A 22155-nucleotide genomic window follows, 5' to 3' on the forward strand; every position below is an offset into this window, starting at 1 on the left:
CCAGGGGGCTCACCCCAGAAACTACCAGCCCGAACGCAGGGCACGACACGAAACGACGGGGGCTCCGCGGTGATCCGCGGAGCCCCCGATCGGGTATGGACGCTCAGGACGCCACGATGGTGGCTTCCGTCGTCGTGCCGTTGACCATCACCGAAACGGTGTGCGTTCCGGCCACGAGTGCCACGAGCCGGCCGGTGGCGGGATCGAACTCCACTCCTTCCGAAACGGTCCAGTCAGCCGCCACCGGGTACTGCACCGGCACCCGGCGGTTCTCCTGGACCACCTCGGCGGAGACCTCGACGGCCGCCCCGACGGCGACCGCCTCTGGGGCGCTCACCTCCAGTCGGTCGACGTGCGGGCGGAACTCCGCCGACATCCACTGTCGGGGCTCCTCCCAACGGCGCTCGTCCAGCGGCTGCGGCTCGGCGGCGGGATCGATACCCACCAGCGTCCAGCCGGTGAAACCGCCCCAGGCCGGGTCACCCGAGGGCCCCTTGCCCGCGTTGCCGTTGATGAGCTGGAGCACGCCGTCGGTGCTGGAGGCGTGGAAGACGCCCACGCCCGCCGCCTGCAGGGCGACGCCCTTGCCGGACGTCAGGGCGAAGTCGGCGAGCCAGTCGGCCAGCATCGTGGCCTCCTTCGGGTCGCTGAGCGCCGAGCCGCCCGTCGCGGAAGGGTCGGTCATCGGGTGGTGCTGGACCACGACGACGTTGCGCACCGCTTCGTTGGTGGCGGCGTCGTCGAGCTGGGCCTTGAGGTCCACGATCTGGTCGAAGCCGCCCGAGCGCAGGGTGTAGCCCGGCGTCGAACGGAAGATGAAGCGCGTGCCCTTGTGGTCGAAGGTGTGGCTGGGTTCGCCGAAGACCTTGATCCACTCGGTCAGGCTGGAGGGGCCTGCGTACTCGTGGTTGCCCGGGGCGTAGTGCACCGGGACCCGGCCGGCCACCTCCTCGTCGATGACCCGCTTGGCCAGCGCGATGTCCCGGGCGAAGCCGCGGTCCACCCAGTCGCCCGCGATGACGATGAACTCGGGGTTCGCGGCCAGCGCCTCACGAAGGGTGCGTCGGGCCTGGGCCACGACGTCGGAGGTGGGGTTGTCGGCGGTGAACTGGGCGTCGGAGACGACGGCGTAGCGCCAGAAGCTCTCAGGCACCGAGCCGTCGGTGACGAGGACCGGGGTGGTCTCCCGCGGGATGGTGAGCGCCGGGAGTTCGGGGGCGGAGCGGACGGTGAGGTCGTCGATCAGCACGCGCCCGGAGTACTGCATCGCAGGGTTCGTCTCCACGAGGTAGAGGCGGAAGAAGCGCAGCGGCATGTTGAGGCCCGCCGGCACGTCGGCCTCCACGTAGCGCCAGCCCGTCCAGTCCACCTTGGAGGCGATGTTGATGGTCTTGGCCGAGCCGCCGGTCGCCTCGTAGACGTTGGCGCGGAGCCATGCCCCTTGGCCGTCGCCGTGGACCCACGCGCCGATCTTCTGCGGGGTGCCGCTGAGCGTGATGGTGGGGTTGATGCCCAGGTAGGCGGCGCGCGTGGCGGTGGTGCCGGTGAGCGAGTAGTCGAGGGCGATGGCGTTGCCGCCGTCGCGACCCTGACCCACTGCGAGGGAGGCCGAGGCACCCACCGCTGCGGGGAACTTGGTGGCGGACCAGCCGGTCATGGAGTCCATGGTGTCGACGACGGTGCTGGCCAGGCCGATGCTGGCGGCGAGCTCGGTCTGGATGCCGGCTGCGGCCACCTTGATGAGTGCCGAGCCGGATTCAACCTTGGGCGTGACGACGAAGTGGTCCCCCTCCGCGGTGATGGAGATCAGGGCCGGGTCGTAGTCGAGCTGGACGTCGCGCGGCTCGATCCAGGTGGTGAAGCCCCGCTCGTCATGACCGAAGACCTGGAACGTGTCCCGGGCCTCGATGGAGGCGAAACTGACCTGCGGGGTGCTGGTGGAGATTCGCACGGGCCGGCCGAGCACGAGGATCTCCTGCCTGCTCACGTCCTGGCCCCGGCCGACGACGAGTTCGGTGGTGCCGGCGGCGCGGCCGGTGAGCACGACGGTGTCGGCCGAGTCGGTGGCGCCCACGCGGGCGTTCTCACCGAGCACGGTGAACTTCGGTGCGGCATCGACGGGCGCGTAGGTCTCGTCGAACGCCTGCGCGGTGACGACGCGGCTGAGCCCGGTGAAGACGTACAGGTCCTTCGAGGCGTCCGCGTCGGCCGACTGCACCAGCGAGTTGGTGGCGACCACGGAGTAACCCCTGGCCTGGCCGGAGCCGTCGTCGGTGGGGAAGATCCCGAGCGAGTTGGCAGTGTGGCGCTCGCCGCCGTCGGACGGTGCTGAGCGGATGGTGGCCGCGTCCTGGCCCGCGAGGCGGGCGTTCAGCTGGGAGGAGCCGCCGCCGTCGAGGTTGAGGACGTGGTGGAAGCCCTTGCTGAGGAAGAAGTCTGCGGTCTCCACCTCGGTCATGCCGCGGGAGTTGGCCTGGCGGCCGTCCACGGTCATGAGCGCCATCCGGCTGCCGTCGCGGGTCAGCGCCAGCACGGTGCGGGGGTGGAGGTCCGTGGTGTTGCCGGTCACAACCTCGCCGTCAATGGCCACGGGGAAGAAGCCGTTGATGGCGGCGGCGATGTCGGCGGAGTCGCGCATGGCGTACTCGACGTCGACGCTCTCGCCGACGGTGAACTCGGCCAGCTTCGTGGCACCGCCGTCGCGGGAGATGAGGACCTGCTCGTTGTCGGCCAGCTGCGCGGCGTCGACGGTGGGTCCGGACGAGACGACCACGCCGTCGCGCAGCAGCACCTGCCAGGGGGTGGCCCCGGAATCCAGGGTGCGGGAGACGGCCACGTCGCCCCACTCGGGCGTGAACAGGCCGATGGTGCCGGCCGATACGTGCGGTGCGTTGAGGTAGTCGACGCGGAAGGTGTGTTCGCCGTCGGTGGCGCTGGCCTCGAGGAAGAGCTGCGCGACCCGGGCCAGGCCGTCCTTGCCGATGACCGCGCTGGGGCCGCGCCGCTGCGCGGTGCCTTCGGCGTAGCCGGAGACGACCTCGCCGTCGCGGCGGATCCCGAGCCCGACGGGCGCGCCGGTGTCATTGATGTCGAAACCGTCACCGTTGACGCCGGCGATGGCCCCGGCATTGGTCAGCTGGCGGCTCAGCGTGTCCGTCTTGGCCACCTTGCCGGAGTTCACGTAGTCGAGGTGGAAACCGTTGCTGGTCAGGTCGAGCGTGAGCAGGTCGCCGCGGACCCAGCCGTTGGGTTCGTACCGGTCGAACGACGTGTAGTGCACGCCGGGCGCGATCGCCGCGTCCTCGCGGTTGGTCAGCAGGGTGCCTTCGGGGGCGAGTTGCACGTTCGGGATGACGATGGGGGAATCGTCGCGGAATGCGGTTGGCTCGGCCTGCGCCGGGGTGATCAGCGAGAGGCTGATCAACGACGCGGCCGTCACCAGCGCGCACGCTGAGCGGGTGGACAGGATTGGCACGGGGGCTCCTGGGGGTCGGGAAATGTCCTGCCTAACTTCCTAAGGCACCGTCCCGAACAGCGGGTTTCGCTCAGATGGACGGCAGGTGTCGGGACGATGAATCCCACGCATCGCCGCGCCGGCACATTGTGAGCCTGCGGTGAGGAAACCGGGACAGGGATGACAGGGGTCGACGTGGATGATGGGAAGGTGACAGCCACCGTTCCACTCAACCGAGACACCGCCGGGAGCAGTGGGCCCAGCCGCGCCCAGATCACGGAGCAACAGCACCTGATCACCACGCACTTCAGCGTCATCGAGGGATGGCTCGAGCTGCTCGACGACGACCGCGTCGACGCGGCGATACGGCAGCGGGCGGCGCAGGTGGTGAGGGGGCGCACGGTTCAGCTACGCCACGAAGTCGAGTCCCTGCTCCGGCGGCTCCAGGGAGCCGGGTAGCGGCGCGTTCAGTCGGCGGCCGGAAGCGCGACAACGAATTGCGCACCCGGCCCATCAGCCCGGTTGCCGCCGCTGACACGACCACCCATGGCCTCCACCAGCGTGGAGACGACATGGAGCCCCAGCCCGTTGCCCCCTGAACTGCGGTCCTTGGCGAACGCGGTGAACAACTCCACGCCGTCGGGGATGGGGGCGCCGTCGTTGCGCACCACGATCTCCACGGTGCGGCCCGGAAGCGAGCGCGTGAGGACCTCCACAGAGCCGCCTTCTCCTGCGTGGTGGACCGAGTTCTCCACCAAGTGCCGCACGATGGTGTCGAGGCCCTCGGCCGAGGCGGTCGCCACCACCCCAGACCTGGGCGACACCTCCAGGCGGCGGCCCTCCGCCAGGCCCCGGTAGTCGGCAGCCACTGCGGCGGCGACGATGGCCACGTCCACCGGGCCCACTTCCATGACATCGGCCTGGGCGAGGAAGGCCGATTCGTTCATCAGTCCCTTGACGTGGGTCACCAGAGACGTGGCGTTGCGGCGGATCGCCCCGATCGCCTCGTCGCGGACAGTCGGCGGCAGGTCGTCGAACGTCTTCTCGAGGATGCCGGACCACCCCTCCACCACGGACAGATGAGTGCGCAGGGTGTGTTCCACCCGGGCCAGGTAGTCGGCATGGCGTGCGGTGCGGCGCACGCGGGCCTCTGCCGCCCGGTGGGCTCCCGTGATGTCGACGGCGCTGCCGCGTACACGCAGGCTGCCATCCCGTGGGTCGGTCGCCGTGGCGACCCGCCCGCGGAGACGCTTCAGTTCACCGTCGGCGCAGCGGAGGTCGAACTCCACGTCCGCCTCCACGCCGCCGGCGAGCGCGGATTCGATAGCCGTGATCACCCGTTGCCGTTGCCCCTCGACGATCGGGTCAGTCAGTTCCTCCATCGTGGTGGTTTCGCCCGTGACCGGCAGCCGGTAGATGCGACGCAGTTCGTCGGACCATTCGAAGCGGCCGATCCGAGGGTGGTAGGTCCAACTGCCGGCGTTGGCGAGCCGCTGGGCCTCGGCCAGCTCCTGGCGGCTGTATTCGAGGTTGTCCAGGACAGTTTGCTGGCGCGTGACGTCACGGAGAATCACGGTGACGTGGCGGGCGTCCCCTCGGCTCCACACCGCCATGGAGTATTCGCCTGGGAACGTCGTGCCGTCGCGGTGAAGCAGGCGCACCCGGTGGGTGCGGGACGCCGCCTCTCGCAGTTCCCTGCCGTCGACGTCCCCGAGCCAGCGCTCGACGATGGCCCAATACATCTCCGGCATGAACAGCCGGTAGCTCTGGCCGAGCGCCTCGTGCTCGCCATAGCCGAACATGTCCACGGCGGCCCCGTTCCAGGCAATGACGGTTCCGAAGCGGTCGACGGTGGCGAAGGCGTCAGTGACAGACTCTTTGATCGCCTCGAACATCGCGCGTTCGTCACGCAGGTGGGCACGAACCGCCACCTCGGCATCGATGTCGCGGCAGGACACCGCCCACAGTGCCTGCCCCGAGGCCTGCGAACCGGCCAGGTTGAAACGCACATCCATCCAGCGGTAGCTGCCATCGGCGCATCGGACGCGGGCTTCCGTGCGTTGCGGACCCGCCGCGCGCGGGGCTCTCGCCGACCACACCATGGCTGCGTCGTCGGGGTGCATCAGATCTTCCGGACTCGACCCGAGCAGCTGCTCCGCCCGCCAGCCCAGGATCGCTTCGACCGAGGGCGAGACCCATTCCAACGCCGATTCCGTGGTGCACAGCACCACGTCGGAGGCATTCTCGGCGAGCAGCCGGTAGCGTTCCCTGGCTTCGTCCGCGGCGACAGAGGCGAGGTGCCGTGCGGTGACATCCGCCCAGCTGATGCTGACAAGGTCGCCCGAGGCCCTGGTGGCACGCACGTCGAAGTAGGCGACGCTGCCCAGCATCTCGCTGGCGTATTCCTGCTCCACCAACACGGTTGGCTCGCCGGTCCGGGAGGTCGTGACGAGATGCCCGAAGATGCCGGCGTCCCGGAGACCGGGGAGAATCTCGAGCAGGCCGACGCCGAGCACCTCCTCGCGCGTCACCCCCCACGCGTCGAGAGCTGTCTGGTTGACCAGGAGCACTACGAAGTCGGCGATGCTGTCGTCTGCGTCGCGCACGGGTTCGACGAGCACATGCAGGTCGATGAGCCCGTCGAGGGCGGCGGTGAGGAGGCTCTCGGTGGTGCTCACCTTCCGCTACTCCCCGTCCGGATGCTGGCTGCGGGCAGCCAGGGCCGAGGACAAGGCCGCGGACAGGGTCATGGGGTCGAACGGTTTCGCGATCCTGACGGCATACCCGGTTTCCGGAACTCTATTGGCCGATGGGCCGTCGGCCCACGCGCTCAGGAGCACCACCGGGCGCGGGGCGGCAGCCGCCCGCACGGTCTCGGACGTGCCGTCGCCCAACTGGCCGTCGGTCAGCACGATGTCGACGTCCCCGTCCGATTCCAGGACCGTCAAAGCGGCTGCAACTGAGTCCGCCGTCAGCACGCGCCAGGATTCGTCGAGCCCGAGGGCGAACGCGATCAATGATCGAACATCTGCGTCGTCCTCGACGACAAGGACCGTTGGCGACATCGCTTCTCCTCAGCTGGTCAGGCGGTAGCCCACCCCTCTGACCGCGTGGGCTACGCGTGGTCCGCCGGCGTCGATGATGCGCTGGCGCAGCCGGGACAGATGAACGTCGAGGTGGTGGTCGGTACCGTACCACTCTCCCCACACGCGCCCGACGAGCTGGTCGCGTGTCACCACGCGTCGAGGATCCTCCACCAGCGGCACCAGCAGGTCGAACTGGATACGCGTCAGATCCACGAGGGTGCCGCTGACCATGACGGTGCGTGCCACCAGGTCCAGGGCGATGCCGTTGGCGACCAGCTCGGTGGGGTCCGACGAGCGGGATGCGCCGTGGACGCGGCGCAGGATCGCCGCGATGCGTGCCAGCAGCAGCCGGTGGTTGACGGGCTTGGTGACGTAGTCGTCGGCACCTGACGAGAAACCGACGATCTGGTCGACGGCGTCGCTGTGCGTGGTGAGGAAAACCACCGGCACGTCGCTCTCCCGACGGATCCGGCGACATACCTCGAGGCCGTCGATGGAGTGCGGGCCGAGCGCGATGTCGAGCAGCACCAGATCCGGCGCCGAGGCGTGGAACCGCTCGAGGGCGCGGTCACCGTCCGACGCGGCAACAGTGCGGTAGCCGGAGTTGGTGAGACTCACCATCATGAGCTCCCGCAGATCCGGGTCGTCCTCAACGACGAGAATGAGCGGCTGGGTCACGAAGCCACCTCAGAGCTGAGCAGAGCTGCGATCCGGTGTGCCCGGCGGCTCAGTTCAGAGGCCTCGCCCGGTAAGTCGCCGAGGAGCTCCCGCACTGCTTCCCCGGCCATGGGTAGGCCGAACGAGTCCAGTTTGCCGGCGAGCCGGTGCAGCAGCGCCGGCAGTTCTGCAGCTTCCGCGGCGCGCAGCTCGCTGATCGCTGTGGTGGCGACGCGCTCACGACGCTCCGCGACGAATTGATCGATGTCGGCGGTCTCACCGCCACTGAACGACGCCCTCACGGTCGTTCCCCCTCTCCCCACCGCGATTATGGCAGTAGTGGGAGGCGATTGACACTCGGGCTACGGGTTAGCGGGGTCTCCTCCGGAGCGGGCGCTGCGGTCGGTGCGGCCGGGCAGGAGAAGGAGGAGGGACAGCGCGGCCAGCCCCAGTGCGAGGAGCACCTGCGAGGTGGCTGCGGGCAGCGTCGGCAACGGCAGGCCGTGGGTGGGGAGAGCCGCCACGAACACCGGAACGGTGGGCGAGGTCACGCGCAGCGTCCACGCATCGGGGGCAGGGTTGTTGTCGCCCTGCGTGGTGACGATGGGCCCGTCTCCGCCGTGCTCAACGGTGAGGATCCGGTGGATGAACAGGTTGCTGCTGCCCGGCTGCGGCAACACGACGATCTGACCCGCGGCCAGTTCGGCGGCCGGACGGTCCTGGACGATGACGTGGTCGCCAACAGAGAAGGTGGGCGCCATGCTGTTCGAGAGCACCCGGGTGAGGTGGTAGTTGCCCATGTTCGTGACGACAGCCAGCGCCACGCAGCAGAGGACCACTGCCGTGACCATGGCCCAGCCAACGACGGCTCGGAGCCGACGGCACCGGCCGGCACGGACGGCAGCAGGTTGGGCGGCTGCGTGATCGGTCATCCGTCGAGCGCCTTTCGGTCAGCTGTTGGTGGTGGTGGCGTCGCGAACCTGGCCTCGCGAGACGGCCACCTGCAGGGTGGACTGGAACTGGTTCGGGTTGGCCGAGTGCAGAACGCGGAGACTGATCCGCGCTCCTGCGGCCATGACAACCCTCGCGTCGAGGATCCCTCCCGCGCTCATCCCGAGGTGCACCACCTCACCTGAGCAGGTGGCGGTGGCCGGGTTCCAGTCCGCGCCTACGCAGGCGTCGAAGGTGAGCTGTGGGCTCGGGTTGTTTCCGCCGGACAGCGCCACCGAGTCGAGCAGCAGGCTCGCTCCGGACACCTCGACGGTGCCGACGTTGACGAGGTCGACGAACGAGTAGCGGAAGCCTTTGAGATTGGTCCAGATGAGGATCAGGGGGGAGCCCGTGGGCGCAGCGCCCTGCCCCACCGCCGCTACGCCCCAAGCCGCAGCGGTGGTGGTCGCCCCCACCCGGGCCTCCGCGCGGCTGGACGCGGAGGCTGCGGGCAGGACGGTGACGAGGATGGCCAGGACGAGCGTGGCCGCAGCCAGACTGCGCCTCATGGCTTACTCCTCATCCTCTTCCGGTGAGTGGTCAGCGGTGGGTGGTGCCAGCGGTGGCCTGGGTCTCGCTGAAGGTGTAGGTCAGTGCCACCTCGCCGCCCTGGACGGTGCCCGCGGGCAGCTGCCCGTTGACCGTGGTCTCGCTCTGTTCCGGCAGGGTGACTCCCACCTGGAGGTGCGCGACGCCTCCCACTGCCAGCCGGGTGGTCCCCACGAAGGAGTTGGCCGCGGCCAGAGCGGACAGCGGCGCGGCGGCCACCTCGGTCTTCGTCATCCCGGCGCAGGTACCGTCGGTGACGTCCCAGGCGACCGAGCACGACGTGATGGACACGCGCACGGCCTTGCTCGTGACGCCGTCCGTGATCAGCGAAGGCGTGCCCGTGGCAGAGACCCCGAGGCTCAGGCCCGTGGACGCGAGCGACCCGTCGTTGGTCAGGTCGACGTAGCGGTTGGCCACGTCGCCGGGGGCCAGGTTCTCGATGTTGGCGGCGAAGCCGACCGAATCCGCACCGGCGCCCAGCCTCAGGCTGAGGGTGCCCGACGCGGCTTCCTGGGGCTTGACGTTTTCGGCAGTGGCGTTCAGGGTGGCGTAGATACCGTTGGCGCCGACGGCGAGCGCGGAGGCGCCGATCAGGACGGCGGCGGTGATCCGGAGGGAGGTCTTGAGCTTCTTGCGTTCCATGGTGGTCTCCTCGAGCTGGTGATGCGAAAGCTGTCTGCCCGAAGTGGCGGGCACATGGATAGCTAACGGCTCGAAGATTGCTGTGATGCCTACCGCGTCTTGCGGCGCAGGCTCAGATTCCTCACGTTTTCGTGAGGTGGGACTCATCCCTGCGGGTGCGCAGGGCCCCGGTAGTCCGTGACCAGCTCGTGCACCCCGTCGAGTACCTCGACGGGACGGAAGGGCCGGATCTTCAGGCTCTCCCGGGTCTCGATTCCCGTCAGCACCAGCACCGTGTGCAGCCCGGCTTCCATGCCGGCGACGATGTCGGTGTCCATCCGGTCGCCGATCATGCCCGTCTCCTCCGAGTGGGCGCCGATCTTGTTCAGCGCCGACCGGAACATCATGGGATTCGGCTTGCCGACGACATAAGGTTTCAGGCCGGTGGCTTCGGTCATCAGCGCCGCGATGGCGCCGGTGGCCGGAATGATGCCATCCGGGCTCGGACCCGTGGCGTCCGGATTGGTGACGACGAACCGGGCACCTGCCGCGATCAGCCGGATGGCGGTGGTCACCTGCTCGAAGGAGTAGGTGCGCGTCTCCCCCACGATCACGAAATCCGGGTTTCGGTCCGTCATGATGAAGCCGCGCTCGTGCAGAGCTGTGATGATGCCCGCTTCGCCGATGACGTAGGCGGAGCCACCGGGCTTCTGCTGGGACACGAAATCAGCTGTCGCCAGCGCGGACGTCCACAGTCGCTCCTCGGGAACGTCCAGGCCGGAGGCACGGAGGCGGGCCGCGAGGTCGCGGGGCGTGAAGATCGAGTTGTTGGTGAGGACGAGGAATTCGGTGCCGTCGGCCTTCCACTGCTCGATGAGTTCGACGGCTCCGGGCAGCGCGACGTTCTCGTGCACCAGCACGCCGTCCATGTCCGTCAGCCAGCTCTTGATGTCTTTACGCTCTCGCATATCTGAACCCTAGCGAAGCGCGACGACCGGCCGCGTGGATCATGGTCAGCGCAGTTTCCCAGGCATGAAAACTATTGACATGACTCACGCCTCAGATGAGGCTGGCCCTTATGCGACCGGCCACGTCGGCCGGCTCTGCGTCCGAAGGGGATCTCATGAAGTTCCGCAGCGTCGCTCTAGCCTCTGCCACCCTCCTCGCGCTCGTGCCGGCGGGCATGTCCCAGGCAGCACCGCCCGACCCAGGCCCCACCGTCCTGCAGGACGGGCTCATCACTCCACTCCACCTCGCCGTGGGCCCGGGCGGCACTGTGGCCATCTCACAGTCGTTCGCCGGGATGCTGACAACTGTCAGCAAGGGCGAGTCCACCACCGTGTACTCCTCCCCCGGATGGGAGGTGGGCGGTGCGGACTATCGCGGCAGCACCTTGTACTTCCTGGAGAGCGTGGGCGCAGGCCCATTCGACCCGAGCCCCATGGTGGGCACCCTGAAGGCCATCGATGCGGCGGGCAATGTGACCACCATCACGGACCAGATCGCGCAGTATGAGATAGACAACAACCTCGATGCGGACGTTCAATACGGCTTGTCCCCTGCCGACGCGGTGGCCAATCCCGACTGTGTCGCCGAGCTGGGAGTGGTTGGATTCCCCGCCAGTTACACCGGCGCTGACGTCGAAGTGGACTCCCACGCCTACTCGCTCGCAGTGCGCGGCAACACCGCCTACGTGGCCGACGCCGGCGCGAATGCCGTCCTGGACATCAACCTGAAGACCGGCAGCATCAGCACCGTGGCAGTCCTTCCCCCACAGCCCGCGGAGATCACGGCCGAAGCGGCGGAGATGCTGGGAGTGCCGTCCTGCGCCGGCCTCGAGTACGCCTTCGAAGCGGTGCCGACTGATCTTGAGTTCGGGCCCGACGGCATGCTGTACGTCGGCCTGCTTCCCGGTGGACCTGAAGACCCGAGCCTGGGCGCCCGCGGTTCGGTGCATCGCATTGACGTCGCCAGTGGCCACCACGAGCTCTACGTCGACGGCCTCATGACCCCCACAGGTCTGGCTTTCGACGGCGACGGCAACCTGTACATCGCGTCCCTGTTCGGCGAGGGCATCTACAAGGTCGATGCCGATACCCGGGCTGTGAGCCTCTACGAGGCGCTCCCGATGGCGGTTGACGTCGAAGTCAAGGGCTCGACGCTCTACGCCACCACCAAGGCCCTCTTCGATCCGCCGCAGGGCGAACTGATTTCGATGCGGTTGCGTTGATCAGCGGTTGCGTGGATCGCCGTCATCGTCGACGCAAGGAGAGGCCGGTTCCCACAGGGAGCCGGCCTCTCGGCCGGACGGTGACTCGTGCTGGCGCGGTGCCGCTTGGCGCAGAACCATTCCCGCCGTCCGCGTGCCAGATCGTCGCGCTGCGTTCGAGGAGTTCATCCAGGCTGTAGTTGGTTCCATCTGCCTCGGGTGGGCAGGGTGATGCCTTGGCGGAGGCCACGAGTTCGCGCAGCAGGTGTCTTCGGTGTTGCCTGGGCCTGCGGGCCGGGTCCACATGTCTCGGTGGGGTGAACCACGCCCTCCCGGTGACCGGATCCAGGTGGACCTGCCACTGCGACTCGGCTGACTGTTGCGGATCTGGCTCCACCAGCCGGTGGTGGTGCGGACACAACAGCACCGCGTTGTTGATCGATGACTCTCCGCCAGCCCACCACGGGACGATGTGGTGCGCCTCACACGAGGCCGGTGTGGCGGTGCAGTGGGGGAACGCGCAGCCCCCGTCACGGAGAACCAGGGCGGCGCGGATGGCGGGGGTGAACAACCGATGCTCGCGGCCGACGTCCAATGGCTGGGATTCGCTGCCGAGCACCATAGGGATCACGCCCGCGTCGCACGCCATCCTGCGGGCCTCGCCAGCCGTGATGCTGTCGACGTCCAGGCCGGGTAATCCCACCGCCCCTAGACCCGAGGCCAGCGTGTCGAGTTTCATGGTGATGTGGACCCGAGGCCGGTCCCCGCCATGGGCCGGAAGCTCGCCGGACGCGCCCGCGGCCTGGACGAGCAGCACCAGCGCGTCGGCGCGGCGAACGTCCGGCCCCGGCGTCTCGCCCGCGTCCGCGTAGGAGGAGGCCGACGGCAGCAACGCCTCCAGTTGCGCGGCCAGCAAGGCGGCATCTGCCACCGGTAGCAGGCCGGTGATCCGGATCGAGCCGTGATGGTCCGGCGAAAGGCGCAGGAACCTGCCTCGCCGCGCGGCCCGCTCCTCGGCCGCCAGACGCTTCGCCTCGTCGGCGTCGGCAAGGTCAGGATCAATCACCTCGACCAGCCGCGACGCCACCTCGCGCAACTCGGCCGGGCCCAGGGTGTCCACGTGTTCAAGCACCGACTTCTGGCACTCCACCAGATCTGCCTGCGTCAACCGGCCGGGTAGCTTCCGGAGCCCGGAGACGATCGCCTCGGCCTGCGCCAAGGAGATCTCCCCGTCGTTCAAGGCTCCGGCGATCAGCGGGAACCGCTCCCCGAGATCCAGCGCCAGTTTCAGCGACGCGGTGGCCTGCGCCGTGGTGGTGCGCACCGACTGCTTCACCCCATCCACCGTCGCGTCGTCGGCGGCGAGCCGGGCCTCATGGAGCAGGTGCAGTTCCAGGCCGGCCAACTGCGCCTTCGCCTGTGCCACCTGATCAACCAGGCTCAACCGCCTGGTTGAAGACACCAGGGGGTCAGCACTCAGGGCGGCAGCGGCGTGCCAGAGCGCGGCGATGCCCTGCTGCACCAGATCCCCCACGTCGCTCATGTGAGCTATTATAAACGAGCATAGAGTCAATATCGGAGCGTTCGGTCAGGATCTCTGCGCCCTATCCACGCCGGTCCGGCCGCCGCCGAACCGCCGGGCCGCACGTCCACAGCCGTGAGCCATTGCTCCCGGCATGCCGGGATGCCTACGATGCGCGCATGAGCGCCATGGCGGAGTCCTTCAACAGGTCGAGGTTCGGCAGGTGGGTCAACAGCCCCAGCGGCCGCGTTTTCAGGGTGGTCGCCGGCGCTGCTTTCCTGGCCGCCGGCCTCGCGGGCCGCGGAAGTGCGCTCGGCCTGGCATCGATCGCCTGGAGCGCCCTCCCTCTCACCGCCGGGCTCTTCGACATCTGCTTCATCAGCGCCGCCGCCGGTGGGCCGCTGCGCGGCGGTCAGTGCCGTGCAGCCTCGTCGGCCCCCACATAGGCGTTGTCGGGCGCCTGATTCATCCGGCACCGGCGCAGCAGCCGCGTTCGTCCTGGTCCGCTGTCTCACCACCCACTGGTTCCAGGAAGTCCCTTGAACGGCCCGCTCACCGTCGAGGTGATCCACCCCCCGTAGAACCCACCGGGTTGCGGGGTGACCCTCTCGCCGTCGACGAGGCACGCGTCCATCGGCCCGGCGTATAGCGCCACGTGATCCAGGAGTGGGGCGAAGGGCTCGGCTGGCGACGGGTAGAACCATGCCGCCGCCGGCGCGACACTGCCACCACCATGCACGTCCAGGTAGCGTGCCGATCCCTTCCACTCGCAGAAGGACCCGCCGGGCGCGGCCCGCAACGCACCCTTCGCAAAACTCGCTTGTGGCAGGTAATAGGTGGGCGGATGGCTAGTCTCCAGCACCTGCCAGGATTCCGATGTCCGGCAGATCACCTCGCCGCCCAGGACGACCTGGATGGGCAGAGCGCACCGGCGAAGGACAGGCGGGCGCGGATAATCCCACACGGATTCCTGTCCGGGTCTGGGCTGGTCACGTCGGGGCTGCCCCATGGGTCGACGATAGCCTCCGTCACCCCCGCAAGAGCGGTGCGGATCGAGAAATTGCGTGGATCGCCCCAGAGGGAGAGGCTGGAGCTAAATTGTCAGAATGAGGTCACGCGAGATCACGGCATCGGAACAGGGCAGACTCCGTACCCTGAACCTGGGGGCTGCGGGGCTCCATCTGGCTCAGGCGATAGCAGTGCTGATTCTGGCCACGGACTTCGCGCTGCCGATCACCGCCTCCTACCTGGCGGGGCCGCCCGGAACGCCGCCCGGCCCCGCGACGGTGCTGGCGGATCTACCCACGGGCCTCGCAGTCGCCGGCTTCCTGTTCCTCTCTTTCCTGGCGCATCTCATCGTCGGCACCGTGTGGTTCCGACGCTATGTCAGGGATCTGTCCCGCCAGATCAATCGCGCCCGCTGGGTGGAGTACTCCTTCTCGTCCACCCTCATGATCGTCGTCATCTCACAGTTGGTGGGGATCACTGATGTCTCCGCGCTCATCGGGATCGCCGGGGCGAACGTGTCAATGATCTTGTTCGGATGGCTGCAGGAAAAGTACGAAGTTGCGGGCACCGGGGGCTTCCTGCCCTTCATCTTCGGCTGCATAGCCGGGATAGTCCCCTGGCTGGCGATCCTGCTCTACACCATCGCCCCGGGGTCCAACGCGGAGCCGCCCGGCTTCGTCTACGCCATCGTCGTGTCGCTCTTCCTGTTCTTCAACGTGTTCGGCCTCAACCAGTGGCTGCAGTACCGCGCCAAGGGTCGATGGGCCGACTACCTGTTCGGGGAGCGCAGCTACATCATCCTCAGCCTGGTGGCGAAGTCGCTGCTTGCCTGGCAGGTCTTCGGCGGCACTCTCGCGGGGTGAGCCGGACCTCTCACGGGGAGCACTGAGCCAAGAGGCGGCCGCCGCGCGCCCCGTGACAGCTTCCGCTGAGTCCTCTTCGCCATCTGCTACGTCAGCGCCGCAGTCGACGGGCCGCTGCGCGGCGGCCAGTGCCGCGCAGCCTCGGCTCCTGCCCCGTAGGGGATGCTCACCGACCGACCCTGGAGATGCCGAGACCCCTGAAGCCTGGCAGCTTCAGAGGTCTCGACCCGACCGGGTCCCTCGCAAGCTCGGAGGCGGTCGGCTCAACCAGCGGCGGGATCACCCGACGACGGTCAGCGCTTCTCTGGGCCTCCGAACATCACAATGTTGTTGAACACCCACTGGTTCGACTGGCTGAACGCGTAACCACCGCCGGGTTTGGCAGTCGCCGCATACACGGTCGTCATCGTGTACGAGCGACACGCGCCCCGACCGGTCGCGGCGGTGTCGCACTCCGTGCGCCACTGACGACCGGCCGACGAGAACTGACCGTTCTGAGTCGAGCCGAGGTCACCCAGCGGGTTACCCTTCCACGCCTCACGGGTCATGTACGGCAGGTACGTCAAGTTGTTGAAGGCCCAACCCGACTCACGGACGAACTCACCGTTCTCGATCTGAACCACCGTGGCCCAGATCTCAGTGCGGCACCGCTGCGTCTGCGAGTACGACTCACACGACGTCATCCACTGACGACCGTTGATGTTGTGCGTGCCGGCCTTGGTGTACGGCGCCTGCGGCACGAACTTGTCGACGCGGGGAGATGTCGGAGTGGCCGGTGGCGTCGTCGGCTTGGCGGACGGCGACTTCGAGGCCGACGGCGACACCGACGGGCTCGGCGACACCGACGGGCTCGGCGACACCGACGGGCTCGGCGACACCGACGGCGACTCGCTCGGCGTCGGCGACTCGCTCGGCGTCGGCGACTCGCTCGGCGTCGGCGAGGCCGCGGGTCCGACGAAGGCCATGTCGAAGATCCGCAGCGCCGGTGCGTTGGGCAGGAGCACGGACTCGACCGTCTTGGAGGGATCGATGTCGAACGTGCTGAGGTAGATCCCGTAGCGGTACTCCGTGTTGGCCAGGCCGTCTGGCGTGTTGCGTCCGTTCATCGCGAATGCGACCACTTCGTCGAAGGCCGGTGTGGCCGAGAACCAGTTGCCGAAGCCCACCATGCCGGTGGAGCTCGTGCCGTCGGAGTAGTTCACCGTGAACTCCCCGGACACACCCGAGGCACCCAGCCCGCTGCCCAGCACTGCGATCGTGGTGCCGCTGCCCTCGAGGGAGATGGCCTGCCCCCGGCTGGAGACGTTGTCCGGCTGGCCCGGTTCGACGTCGGGCCACGTGAAGGTGGCGCCGCCGACCTCCAGCGCGGCTCCCGGGGTGACCCCGAGCTCTGCCAGCAGTTCGCGGGAGAAGGAGTTTCCTTCGCCGTCGTAGTCGCCGAGTTCGACGGTGTCGAGGGTGGTGGTTCCCACGTTGTTGCGGGCCTCCTCGAGAGTCAGGACCACCAGTTCACCCGAAGGCTGCTGGCGGGTGGCCGTGGACGTCTCGCGGACGCCAGGACTGGTCTCGTAGTTGGCGCTGGCCCTGAACGTGCGGGTGGTGGCGCTGGGCGGGTCGTTGGGGGCGTGGATCTCGGTGGTGAGGACGATCGACTCGTCGGCCGCCAGTTCAGCCTCGACGTGGTGCACCCTCGGGTACAGCGTCCAGTTGATGGGCCCGGTCACCTCGACGGCGATGTCGCTGACGGCCTTGCCGCTGGTATTGGTGAGGGTGACGGCGATGTCGGAGATCACGGGCCCGTCGAGGTTCACGGGTGCGATCGACACTTCGACCGCCAGAACCTCCCCCTGGGCCAGCGAGGGACTGACGACGAACACCCCGAACAGTGCGAGCACCACGGCGGTGACCATGGCGGTGGCCGCCTTGGTTCTGCGCGACGCGGTTCGGAGGGAAGAGATCATTGTCTGCATCGGTCAGGCCCCCGGCATGGTTCCGGGCTGGGAGTCGAGCCCCAGACGCGGGAACTTCCAGTCACCGCGCGTGAAGTCGGGGACGTCCACCGGCTGTCCGCCGAGCGCAAGTGAGGCGGCGCTCAGCGGCACCGGTGAACACCAGGCCGCCGAGTCGTAGACGTCGATGTCGGGGATCCCGCCCGTGCGCATGAGCTGGATGGTGCGCCACTGCATGAGTCCGTCCATGCCCCCGTGGCCGCCCTGGCCGCCGACCTCGGTCCACAGCCAGTGGTCGTACTCGCTGCGGTAGGAGCCGAAATCGCGCCAGCCGTGGTCGGTGTGGTCAGGCTCCATGTAGATCCGGGCGCCGGAGCCACCACCGACGTAGTCCTCCATGAGGCCGCGCGTGCCGGCCAGGCTGTTGATCCGGCTGTACGGACGCGGCGTGGAGACGTCGTGCTCGGCGCGCACGATGCGGCCCATGTCGGTGGTCATCATGCAGGTGATGAGGTCGCCGTTGACGTAGGTCTCGTTCCAGGAGCGATGGTTGCGCGAGACGTAGCGTTCCCGGTAGTCAGCGAGGCCCTTCGCCGGGGTCGCCGTCGCCGACAGCGTCGTGAAACGATCCCCGCGGTTGATGTCCATCGCCGCTGCGATCGGCGCCAGGCCGTGCATCGGGTAGAAGCTGGCGTTGAGCCGGGTGTGCCACAGGCGGCGCCAGTCGTCCGTGTAGTACCCGTCGGCGAACAGCAGGCTCCGCAGGTCGTGGAGGTAACCCCCGTGGCCGTTGTGGACATCGCCGAAGACCCCCTCGTGGGCCATCTTCAGCATCGCCAGCTCGTTGCGGCCGTAGCTGCAGTTCTCCGCCAGCATGAGGTGCTTGCGGGTCTGTTCCGACGTGTCGACCAGGCTCCACAACTCGTCGAGCTCCATGGCGACGGGCAGCTCCACCATCGCATGCGCGCCCGCCAACAGAGCGTCTCGCCCCTGTGCGTAGTGGAATTCCCACGGACTGGCGACGTAGACCAGGTCCAGGTCCATCTCGGCGTACATCTTCTGATAGGAATCCGCCGACCCGCCGTAGGTGGCGGGTCTGGTCCCCGTCTCTGCCTGCAGCGTGTCTGCGGTGCGCTGGGCGCGATCGTCACGGATGTCGCACACCGCAACCACCTGTGCGCCGGGCTGCCGTGCCCATCCGGAGGCCATGCTGTGGCCCCGGTTGCCGAGTCCCACCAGGCCGATCCGGACGGTGCCGAGTTGTTCGAATGGAACCTCCACCATCGATTCCTGGCCGATCGGGCGGGGGCCCCCGACGTTGCTGGGGGCGGCACTGTCCTGCGCGCCCAGATTGGCGTGGGCTGCTACGCCGGCGCCAGCGGCGGCCAGTATCCCCGCGCCGACTCCTCCGGCCAGGAAGCCGCGTCTTGACGCCTTGAATGGATTGGTCACGTCAGGTCTCCTCCTTGATCCTGAGCAGCGGGAAGCCACCCGCTGCGGCAACGACAACCTTGTCGCTCAACAGTCACGACTCCTTCGAGTCGTTCGGTGAACTTAGGCAGGGCAGCGGGTCACCGTGCCGGAAACGGGACTCCTCCAGCGTCATCGCTCAAACTTGTTGCGCGATCAACCACGTGCTCATGTGGAGAAGCCGCGCCTGCGCGGCCAGCATCGGCGGCCGTCCCCGTGGGGAACACTGGAACCATGTCGATCCACAGTGACCATCCGTTCCTGCCACCGCGAGACCGGCGCGACCCGGTTCGCAGGCTCCGCGGCCTGATGCCCTCCCCGGTCACGATCTGGACCAGCGCCGAAGGCACCACCCGCGACGGATGGACCATCTCGTCCGTGCTGGTGGCCGACGGAGAACCCGCTGAACTGGTGGCGCTCGTGGACGAGGACAGCGACTGGTGGGATCTGTTCCGAAGGACTGAGTTGGCCACCGTCAACGTGCTGCGCCAGGGGCAGGGCTGGCTCTCCGACGTGTTCGCCCGGGTGGCGCCGTCACCTGGCGGGCCCTTCCGCACCGGAGAGTGGAGCGACGACGCCCACGGCCCCCGCCTGGTCCACGCTGCGGCCTGGGCCGGTGTACGACTCGTCGACGCGGATCCGGGGCATGCCGGGTGGGGGCTGCTCGTGCGGGCCGTGGTGGAATCCCTCGAGCTACCTGAGTCCGAGATGGAGGCCCTCGAGCATCGCCGGGGCCGCTACCTGTGAGGACGCTCGGACCCGCCCCGTTGGAGCCAGAGGGGGCCTTGCCTTGTCAAGTGCTTTTTCAGCTCCCCGGGCAGGAGTCGAACCTGCTTCGCTAATCCTGATTCAAAGTCAGGCGGGCCCTACCGAAAGACCAACCGGGGATCAACCTCATCTGAGGCTCCCGAGAGTCTATCAAGCCGACAGCCCGGTTATCCACAGGAGCCAAAGCCATCGAAAATCGGCTGGCGCACCGGCCACAGTGGAGGGGAGACTTGTTCCTGCCACGAAGGAGAACCAGATGGACAAGGTGCGTTGCTTCGGCGCCGATGACCCGTTGTATCAGGCCTACCACGACGACGAGTGGGGCCGCCCCCTCGACCATTCCGACGACGAACGCGAGCTGCTCGAACGGGTCTGCCTCGAAGGTTTCCAGGCCGGTCTGAGCTGGCTGACCGTCCTGCGCAAACGGGACACCTTCCGTGAGGCGTTCGCGGGCTTCGATCCCGCCATCGTCGCTCAATTCACTGAGGACGACGTGGAGGAGCTCATGGCCAACCCGGGCATCATCCGTAACCGTCTGAAGATCCTCGCCACCATCGCCAACGCCCGGGCGCTCAACAAGATGCACGAGGACGGCGAACGCCTGGCGGACCTGATCGCGGAGTACGCGCCGGGGCCGCGGGAGCAGGCACCCCTGACGGGGTTCGACGTGCCGGCCAGCACCGACGAGTCGGTGGCGCTGAGCAAGGAATTGCGCCGGCGCGGATTCCGCTTCGTCGGCCCCACCACGATGTACGCACTCATGCAGGCGATCGGGCACGTGGATGACCACATCAAGGGGTGCTGGCTCGCCCGGGCCTGATCCATCCCGCGTCCCCGGCGGCCGCTCGGACGCAGCGCGTTGTCGCCCGCAGAGATCGGATGGTTGGCGCCCGTCTGAGCGATGGGCCAGACTGGAGGGGTGACCACTCCCGCTGCGCCCAACCGTGCCCGCCGCTCGCGGACGCGCATGACGGCGGTCCAACGCAGGGAGCAGCTCATCGAGATCTCCCGCGAACTGTTCGCCGAGCGCGGCTACGAGGGAACCGCGGTCGAGGAGATCGCGGCCAGGGCCGGTGTGTCCAAGCCGGTGGTCTACGAACACTTCGGCGGGAAAGAGGGCGCCTACGCCGTCGTGGTGGACCGCGAGACCCAGACGCTCCACAACGCCATCCGCAACGCCCTCACCACCCCCGGCGCAAGGTCACGCGAGTTGCTCGAGCGAGGCGCGATGGCACTGCTGGACTACATCGAGAACCGGCCCGACGGTTTCCGCATCCTGTCGCGCGACCCGTCGTCGGTCCACACCGCCGGCCAGACCGGCGGCTCGTTCGCGTCGATCCTCAGCGACATCGCGGTGCAGGTGGAAGACATCCTCGCGTCGGAGTTCAGCCGCACCGGTCACGACCCCCAGTTCGCCGGCCTCTACGCGCAGGCCCTTGTCGGGCTGGTGGCACAGACGGGTCAACAGTGGCTGGACAGCCGTGAGCCGTCCCGCGAGATCGTGGCCCGGCACCTGATCAACCTGGCCTGGAACGGGATGGCGCACCTCAAGCCGGACCCGAAGCTGATCATGGAGACCATCGACAAGCGACGCGACAAGATTGCCGTGGAGGACGGGCCTCAGGAAGAACCCAGGAGCAGGCGCCGCAAGTAGTTGGCCAGCCGGTCCTGATCGGCCTGGTTCCAGTGCTCCAGCAGATCCGCCTCGAGTTCGATCAGCGTGGCCATCGCCGCGTCCACCAGCGTCAGCCCGTAGTCCGTCAGCGACACCAGCACGCCCCGGCCGTCGTGGGGATCAGGTTCGCGGGTCACCGCTCCCCTGCTCACCAGCCGGTCCACGCGGTTGGTCATCGTGCCCGACGTGACGTGGGTCTCCTTGAGGAGTTGCCCCGGCGTCATCTGGTAGGGGCTGCCGACGCGGCGGAGCGCCGCGAGCACGTCGAACTCCCAGCCCTCGATCTCGTGGCGGGCGAACGCCGCCTTGCGCTGGACCGCCAAGGTGCCGGCGAGGCGGTCGATCCGGGACCACACCTGCAGCGGCGCGAGTTTCAGATCCGGGCGCACCCGTTCCCAGGCTGCGACGACGCCGTCGACCTCGTCACTCACGGCATCACCTGCGCTCCGGAAACCGGGCCGTAGGCACGCCGGACGGCGCGGACACCGCTGAACACGGCCAACGCCTCGGCGATCTCATGGCTGTGGGCCTCCGACCCTGCCAGGAAGGCGCACGTGGGGCCCGAACCGCTGACGATGGCGCCAAGCGCGCCGGCATCGCGGCCCAACCGCAGCGTGTGGGCCAAGGTGGGCTGCAGCGCGATGGCAGCCTCCTCCAGGTCATTGGACAGCGCGGCCCCCACCGCGGGGAGGTCTCCCGCGCGGAGCGCTTCCACCAGGTCGTGCGGGATGTCTGTTGCGTTGGGTGTGCTGACCCGGTCGAACTCCCTGAACACCGCGGGGGTCGACAGGCCGGTGTGCGACAACGCGAACGTCCAGTGGTAGGTGCCCTCGGTCATCAGCGGGGCCAGCTGTTCGCCCCGGCCGGTGCCGATCGCGGTGCCTCCCAGCAGCAGGAACGGTACGTCGGAACCCAGTTCCGCGGCCAACGGGTGGAGCTCCTCGCGGGAGAGCCCCAACCCCCACAACGCGGAACACGCCATGAGCACCGCGGCGGCGTCTGCTGACCCGCCGGCCATGCCCCCGGCGACAGGGATGCGCTTGCGGATGGTCAACGAGACACCCACGTCGTCACGCCCGGCGTGCCGGGCAAGCAACTTTGCGGCCCGGATGGCGAGGTTGGTGTCGTCCACGGGCAGAAATGCGGCGCCTTCACCGTGGAAGGCGAGGCTGAACTGGCCGGCTCGGGCTTCTTCAGCGGCGACCTCGTCGCCCAGCGACACGGCCTGAAAAACGGTTGCCAACTGGTGATAGCCCTGGGCGTCGGTCCCACCGACCCTCAGAGCGAGATTCACCTTCGCAGGTACGCGCACCCGCACCGTGTTACTCACGGCA

At 68.3% G+C, this 22155-nt stretch carries 22 protein-coding genes and 1 tRNA gene; 7 read left to right on the forward strand and 16 right to left on the reverse strand.

Features of this window, described 5'->3' with window-relative positions; all coding sequences use genetic code 11:
* Positions 1 to 103: 103 nt before the first annotated feature.
* Positions 104 to 3475: a phosphodiester glycosidase family protein gene (locus C3E87_RS04875; protein WP_083665407.1), complete on the reverse strand. Its 3372-nt coding sequence runs from the start codon at positions 3473 to 3475 to the stop codon at positions 104 to 106.
* A 189-nt stretch (positions 3476 to 3664) separates the two neighbouring features.
* Between C3E87_RS04875 and C3E87_RS04880 the strand changes: the two genes are divergently transcribed.
* The gene (locus C3E87_RS04880; RefSeq protein ID WP_143570890.1) at positions 3665 to 3913 is read left to right on the forward strand and encodes a hypothetical protein; all 249 of its coding nucleotides are present in this window, start codon (positions 3665 to 3667) and stop codon (positions 3911 to 3913) included.
* An 8-nt stretch (positions 3914 to 3921) separates the two neighbouring features.
* Here C3E87_RS04880 and C3E87_RS04885 read toward each other — a convergent pair whose 3' ends face one another.
* From C3E87_RS04885 to C3E87_RS04920, 8 genes are all read right to left on the reverse strand, one after another.
* On the reverse strand, positions 3922 to 6132 hold the full coding sequence (locus C3E87_RS04885; protein ID WP_076060034.1) for a PAS domain S-box protein: 2211 nt from the start codon (positions 6130 to 6132) through the stop codon (positions 3922 to 3924).
* Between the two features lie 6 nt (positions 6133 to 6138).
* Positions 6139 to 6519: a response regulator gene (locus C3E87_RS04890; RefSeq protein WP_076060036.1), complete on the reverse strand. Its 381-nt coding sequence runs from the start codon at positions 6517 to 6519 to the stop codon at positions 6139 to 6141.
* Between the two features lie 9 nt (positions 6520 to 6528).
* The gene (locus tag C3E87_RS14845) at positions 6529 to 7218 is read right to left on the reverse strand and encodes a response regulator transcription factor (RefSeq protein ID WP_076060038.1); all 690 of its coding nucleotides are present in this window, start codon (positions 7216 to 7218) and stop codon (positions 6529 to 6531) included.
* Positions 7215 to 7499, reverse strand: a complete 285-nt coding sequence (locus tag C3E87_RS04900) for a hypothetical protein (RefSeq protein WP_076060040.1) — start codon at positions 7497 to 7499, stop codon at positions 7215 to 7217. Before C3E87_RS04900 ends, C3E87_RS14845 begins: the two co-directional genes overlap by 4 nt.
* A gap of 60 nt (positions 7500 to 7559) precedes the next feature.
* A complete protein-coding gene (locus C3E87_RS04905; protein WP_076060042.1) occupies positions 7560 to 8129 on the reverse strand; it encodes a signal peptidase I in 570 nt (189 codons plus the stop codon).
* Between the two features lie 18 nt (positions 8130 to 8147).
* On the reverse strand, positions 8148 to 8696 hold the full coding sequence (locus C3E87_RS04910; protein WP_076060045.1) for a hypothetical protein: 549 nt from the start codon (positions 8694 to 8696) through the stop codon (positions 8148 to 8150).
* A 31-nt stretch (positions 8697 to 8727) separates the two neighbouring features.
* Positions 8728 to 9378 carry a TasA family protein gene (locus C3E87_RS04915; protein ID WP_076060048.1) on the reverse strand — a complete coding sequence of 217 codons (651 nt, stop codon included), beginning with the start codon at positions 9376 to 9378 and terminating at the stop codon, positions 8728 to 8730.
* Positions 9379 to 9521: 143 nt separating this feature from the next.
* Entirely contained in the window at positions 9522 to 10325 is an 804-nt protein-coding gene (locus C3E87_RS04920) for an HAD-IIA family hydrolase (RefSeq protein ID WP_076060050.1), read from the reverse strand.
* A 155-nt stretch (positions 10326 to 10480) separates the two neighbouring features.
* On the opposite strand from C3E87_RS04920, the gene C3E87_RS04925 reads away from it, so the two are divergent.
* Positions 10481 to 11587, forward strand: a complete 1107-nt coding sequence (locus C3E87_RS04925) for a ScyD/ScyE family protein (protein WP_076060053.1) — start codon at positions 10481 to 10483, stop codon at positions 11585 to 11587.
* A gap of 22 nt (positions 11588 to 11609) precedes the next feature.
* Here the strand turns inward: C3E87_RS04925 and C3E87_RS04930 are convergent, their stop codons facing one another.
* A complete protein-coding gene (locus C3E87_RS04930) occupies positions 11610 to 13109 on the reverse strand; it encodes an HNH endonuclease signature motif containing protein (RefSeq protein ID WP_076060055.1) in 1500 nt (499 codons plus the stop codon).
* Between the two features lie 158 nt (positions 13110 to 13267).
* On the opposite strand from C3E87_RS04930, the gene C3E87_RS04935 reads away from it, so the two are divergent.
* Entirely contained in the window at positions 13268 to 13534 is a 267-nt protein-coding gene (locus C3E87_RS04935; RefSeq protein WP_076060058.1) for a hypothetical protein, read from the forward strand.
* Positions 13535 to 13599: 65 nt separating this feature from the next.
* Here the strand turns inward: C3E87_RS04935 and C3E87_RS04940 are convergent, their stop codons facing one another.
* Positions 13600 to 14097 carry a DUF427 domain-containing protein gene (locus tag C3E87_RS04940; protein ID WP_076060060.1) on the reverse strand — a complete coding sequence of 166 codons (498 nt, stop codon included), beginning with the start codon at positions 14095 to 14097 and terminating at the stop codon, positions 13600 to 13602.
* A gap of 97 nt (positions 14098 to 14194) precedes the next feature.
* Here C3E87_RS04940 and heR point away from each other — a divergent pair, with 97 nt between their 5' ends.
* Positions 14195 to 14959 carry a heliorhodopsin HeR gene (gene heR / locus C3E87_RS04945; RefSeq protein ID WP_076060062.1) on the forward strand — a complete coding sequence of 255 codons (765 nt, stop codon included), beginning with the start codon at positions 14195 to 14197 and terminating at the stop codon, positions 14957 to 14959.
* Positions 14960 to 15252: 293 nt separating this feature from the next.
* Here the strand turns inward: heR and C3E87_RS04950 are convergent, their stop codons facing one another.
* Both C3E87_RS04950 and C3E87_RS04955 read right to left on the reverse strand, forming a co-directional pair.
* The gene (locus tag C3E87_RS04950; RefSeq protein WP_158069044.1) at positions 15253 to 16920 is read right to left on the reverse strand and encodes a hypothetical protein; all 1668 of its coding nucleotides are present in this window, start codon (positions 16918 to 16920) and stop codon (positions 15253 to 15255) included.
* 12 nt (positions 16921 to 16932) lie between these two features.
* Positions 16933 to 18360: a Gfo/Idh/MocA family protein gene (locus C3E87_RS04955; protein WP_076060067.1), complete on the reverse strand. Its 1428-nt coding sequence runs from the start codon at positions 18358 to 18360 to the stop codon at positions 16933 to 16935.
* Positions 18361 to 18612: 252 nt separating this feature from the next.
* Between C3E87_RS04955 and C3E87_RS04960 the strand changes: the two genes are divergently transcribed.
* Positions 18613 to 19125 carry a flavin reductase family protein gene (locus C3E87_RS04960; protein WP_076060070.1) on the forward strand — a complete coding sequence of 171 codons (513 nt, stop codon included), beginning with the start codon at positions 18613 to 18615 and terminating at the stop codon, positions 19123 to 19125.
* Positions 19126 to 19187: 62 nt separating this feature from the next.
* On the opposite strand, the gene C3E87_RS04965 is transcribed toward C3E87_RS04960, so the two are convergent.
* A tRNA-Gln gene (locus C3E87_RS04965) sits at positions 19188 to 19266 on the reverse strand.
* A gap of 136 nt (positions 19267 to 19402) precedes the next feature.
* Here C3E87_RS04965 and C3E87_RS04970 point away from each other — a divergent pair.
* Together C3E87_RS04970 and C3E87_RS04975 are read left to right on the forward strand one after the other, a co-directional pair.
* Complete coding sequence (locus C3E87_RS04970; RefSeq protein ID WP_076060072.1) at positions 19403 to 19966, forward strand: DNA-3-methyladenine glycosylase I; 564 nt, start codon at positions 19403 to 19405, stop codon at positions 19964 to 19966.
* 147 nt (positions 19967 to 20113) lie between these two features.
* A complete protein-coding gene (locus C3E87_RS04975; protein ID WP_255433508.1) occupies positions 20114 to 20800 on the forward strand; it encodes a TetR/AcrR family transcriptional regulator in 687 nt (228 codons plus the stop codon).
* Here C3E87_RS04975 and C3E87_RS04980 read toward each other — a convergent pair.
* Together C3E87_RS04980 and C3E87_RS04985 are read right to left on the reverse strand one after the other, a co-directional pair.
* Positions 20767 to 21252 carry a MarR family winged helix-turn-helix transcriptional regulator gene (locus tag C3E87_RS04980; RefSeq protein ID WP_076060077.1) on the reverse strand — a complete coding sequence of 162 codons (486 nt, stop codon included), beginning with the start codon at positions 21250 to 21252 and terminating at the stop codon, positions 20767 to 20769. The two genes, C3E87_RS04975 and C3E87_RS04980, sit on opposite strands and share 34 nt — an antisense overlap.
* On the reverse strand, positions 21249 to 22151 hold the full coding sequence (locus C3E87_RS04985) for a 4-(cytidine 5'-diphospho)-2-C-methyl-D-erythritol kinase (RefSeq protein ID WP_143570892.1): 903 nt from the start codon (positions 22149 to 22151) through the stop codon (positions 21249 to 21251). Before C3E87_RS04985 ends, C3E87_RS04980 begins: the two co-directional genes overlap by 4 nt.
* Positions 22152 to 22155: the final 4 nt, after the last annotated feature.

The organism is Tessaracoccus sp. ZS01 (assembly GCF_022342445.1).
In the GTDB taxonomy this organism is placed as follows: Bacteria; Actinomycetota; Actinomycetes; order Propionibacteriales; family Propionibacteriaceae; genus Arachnia.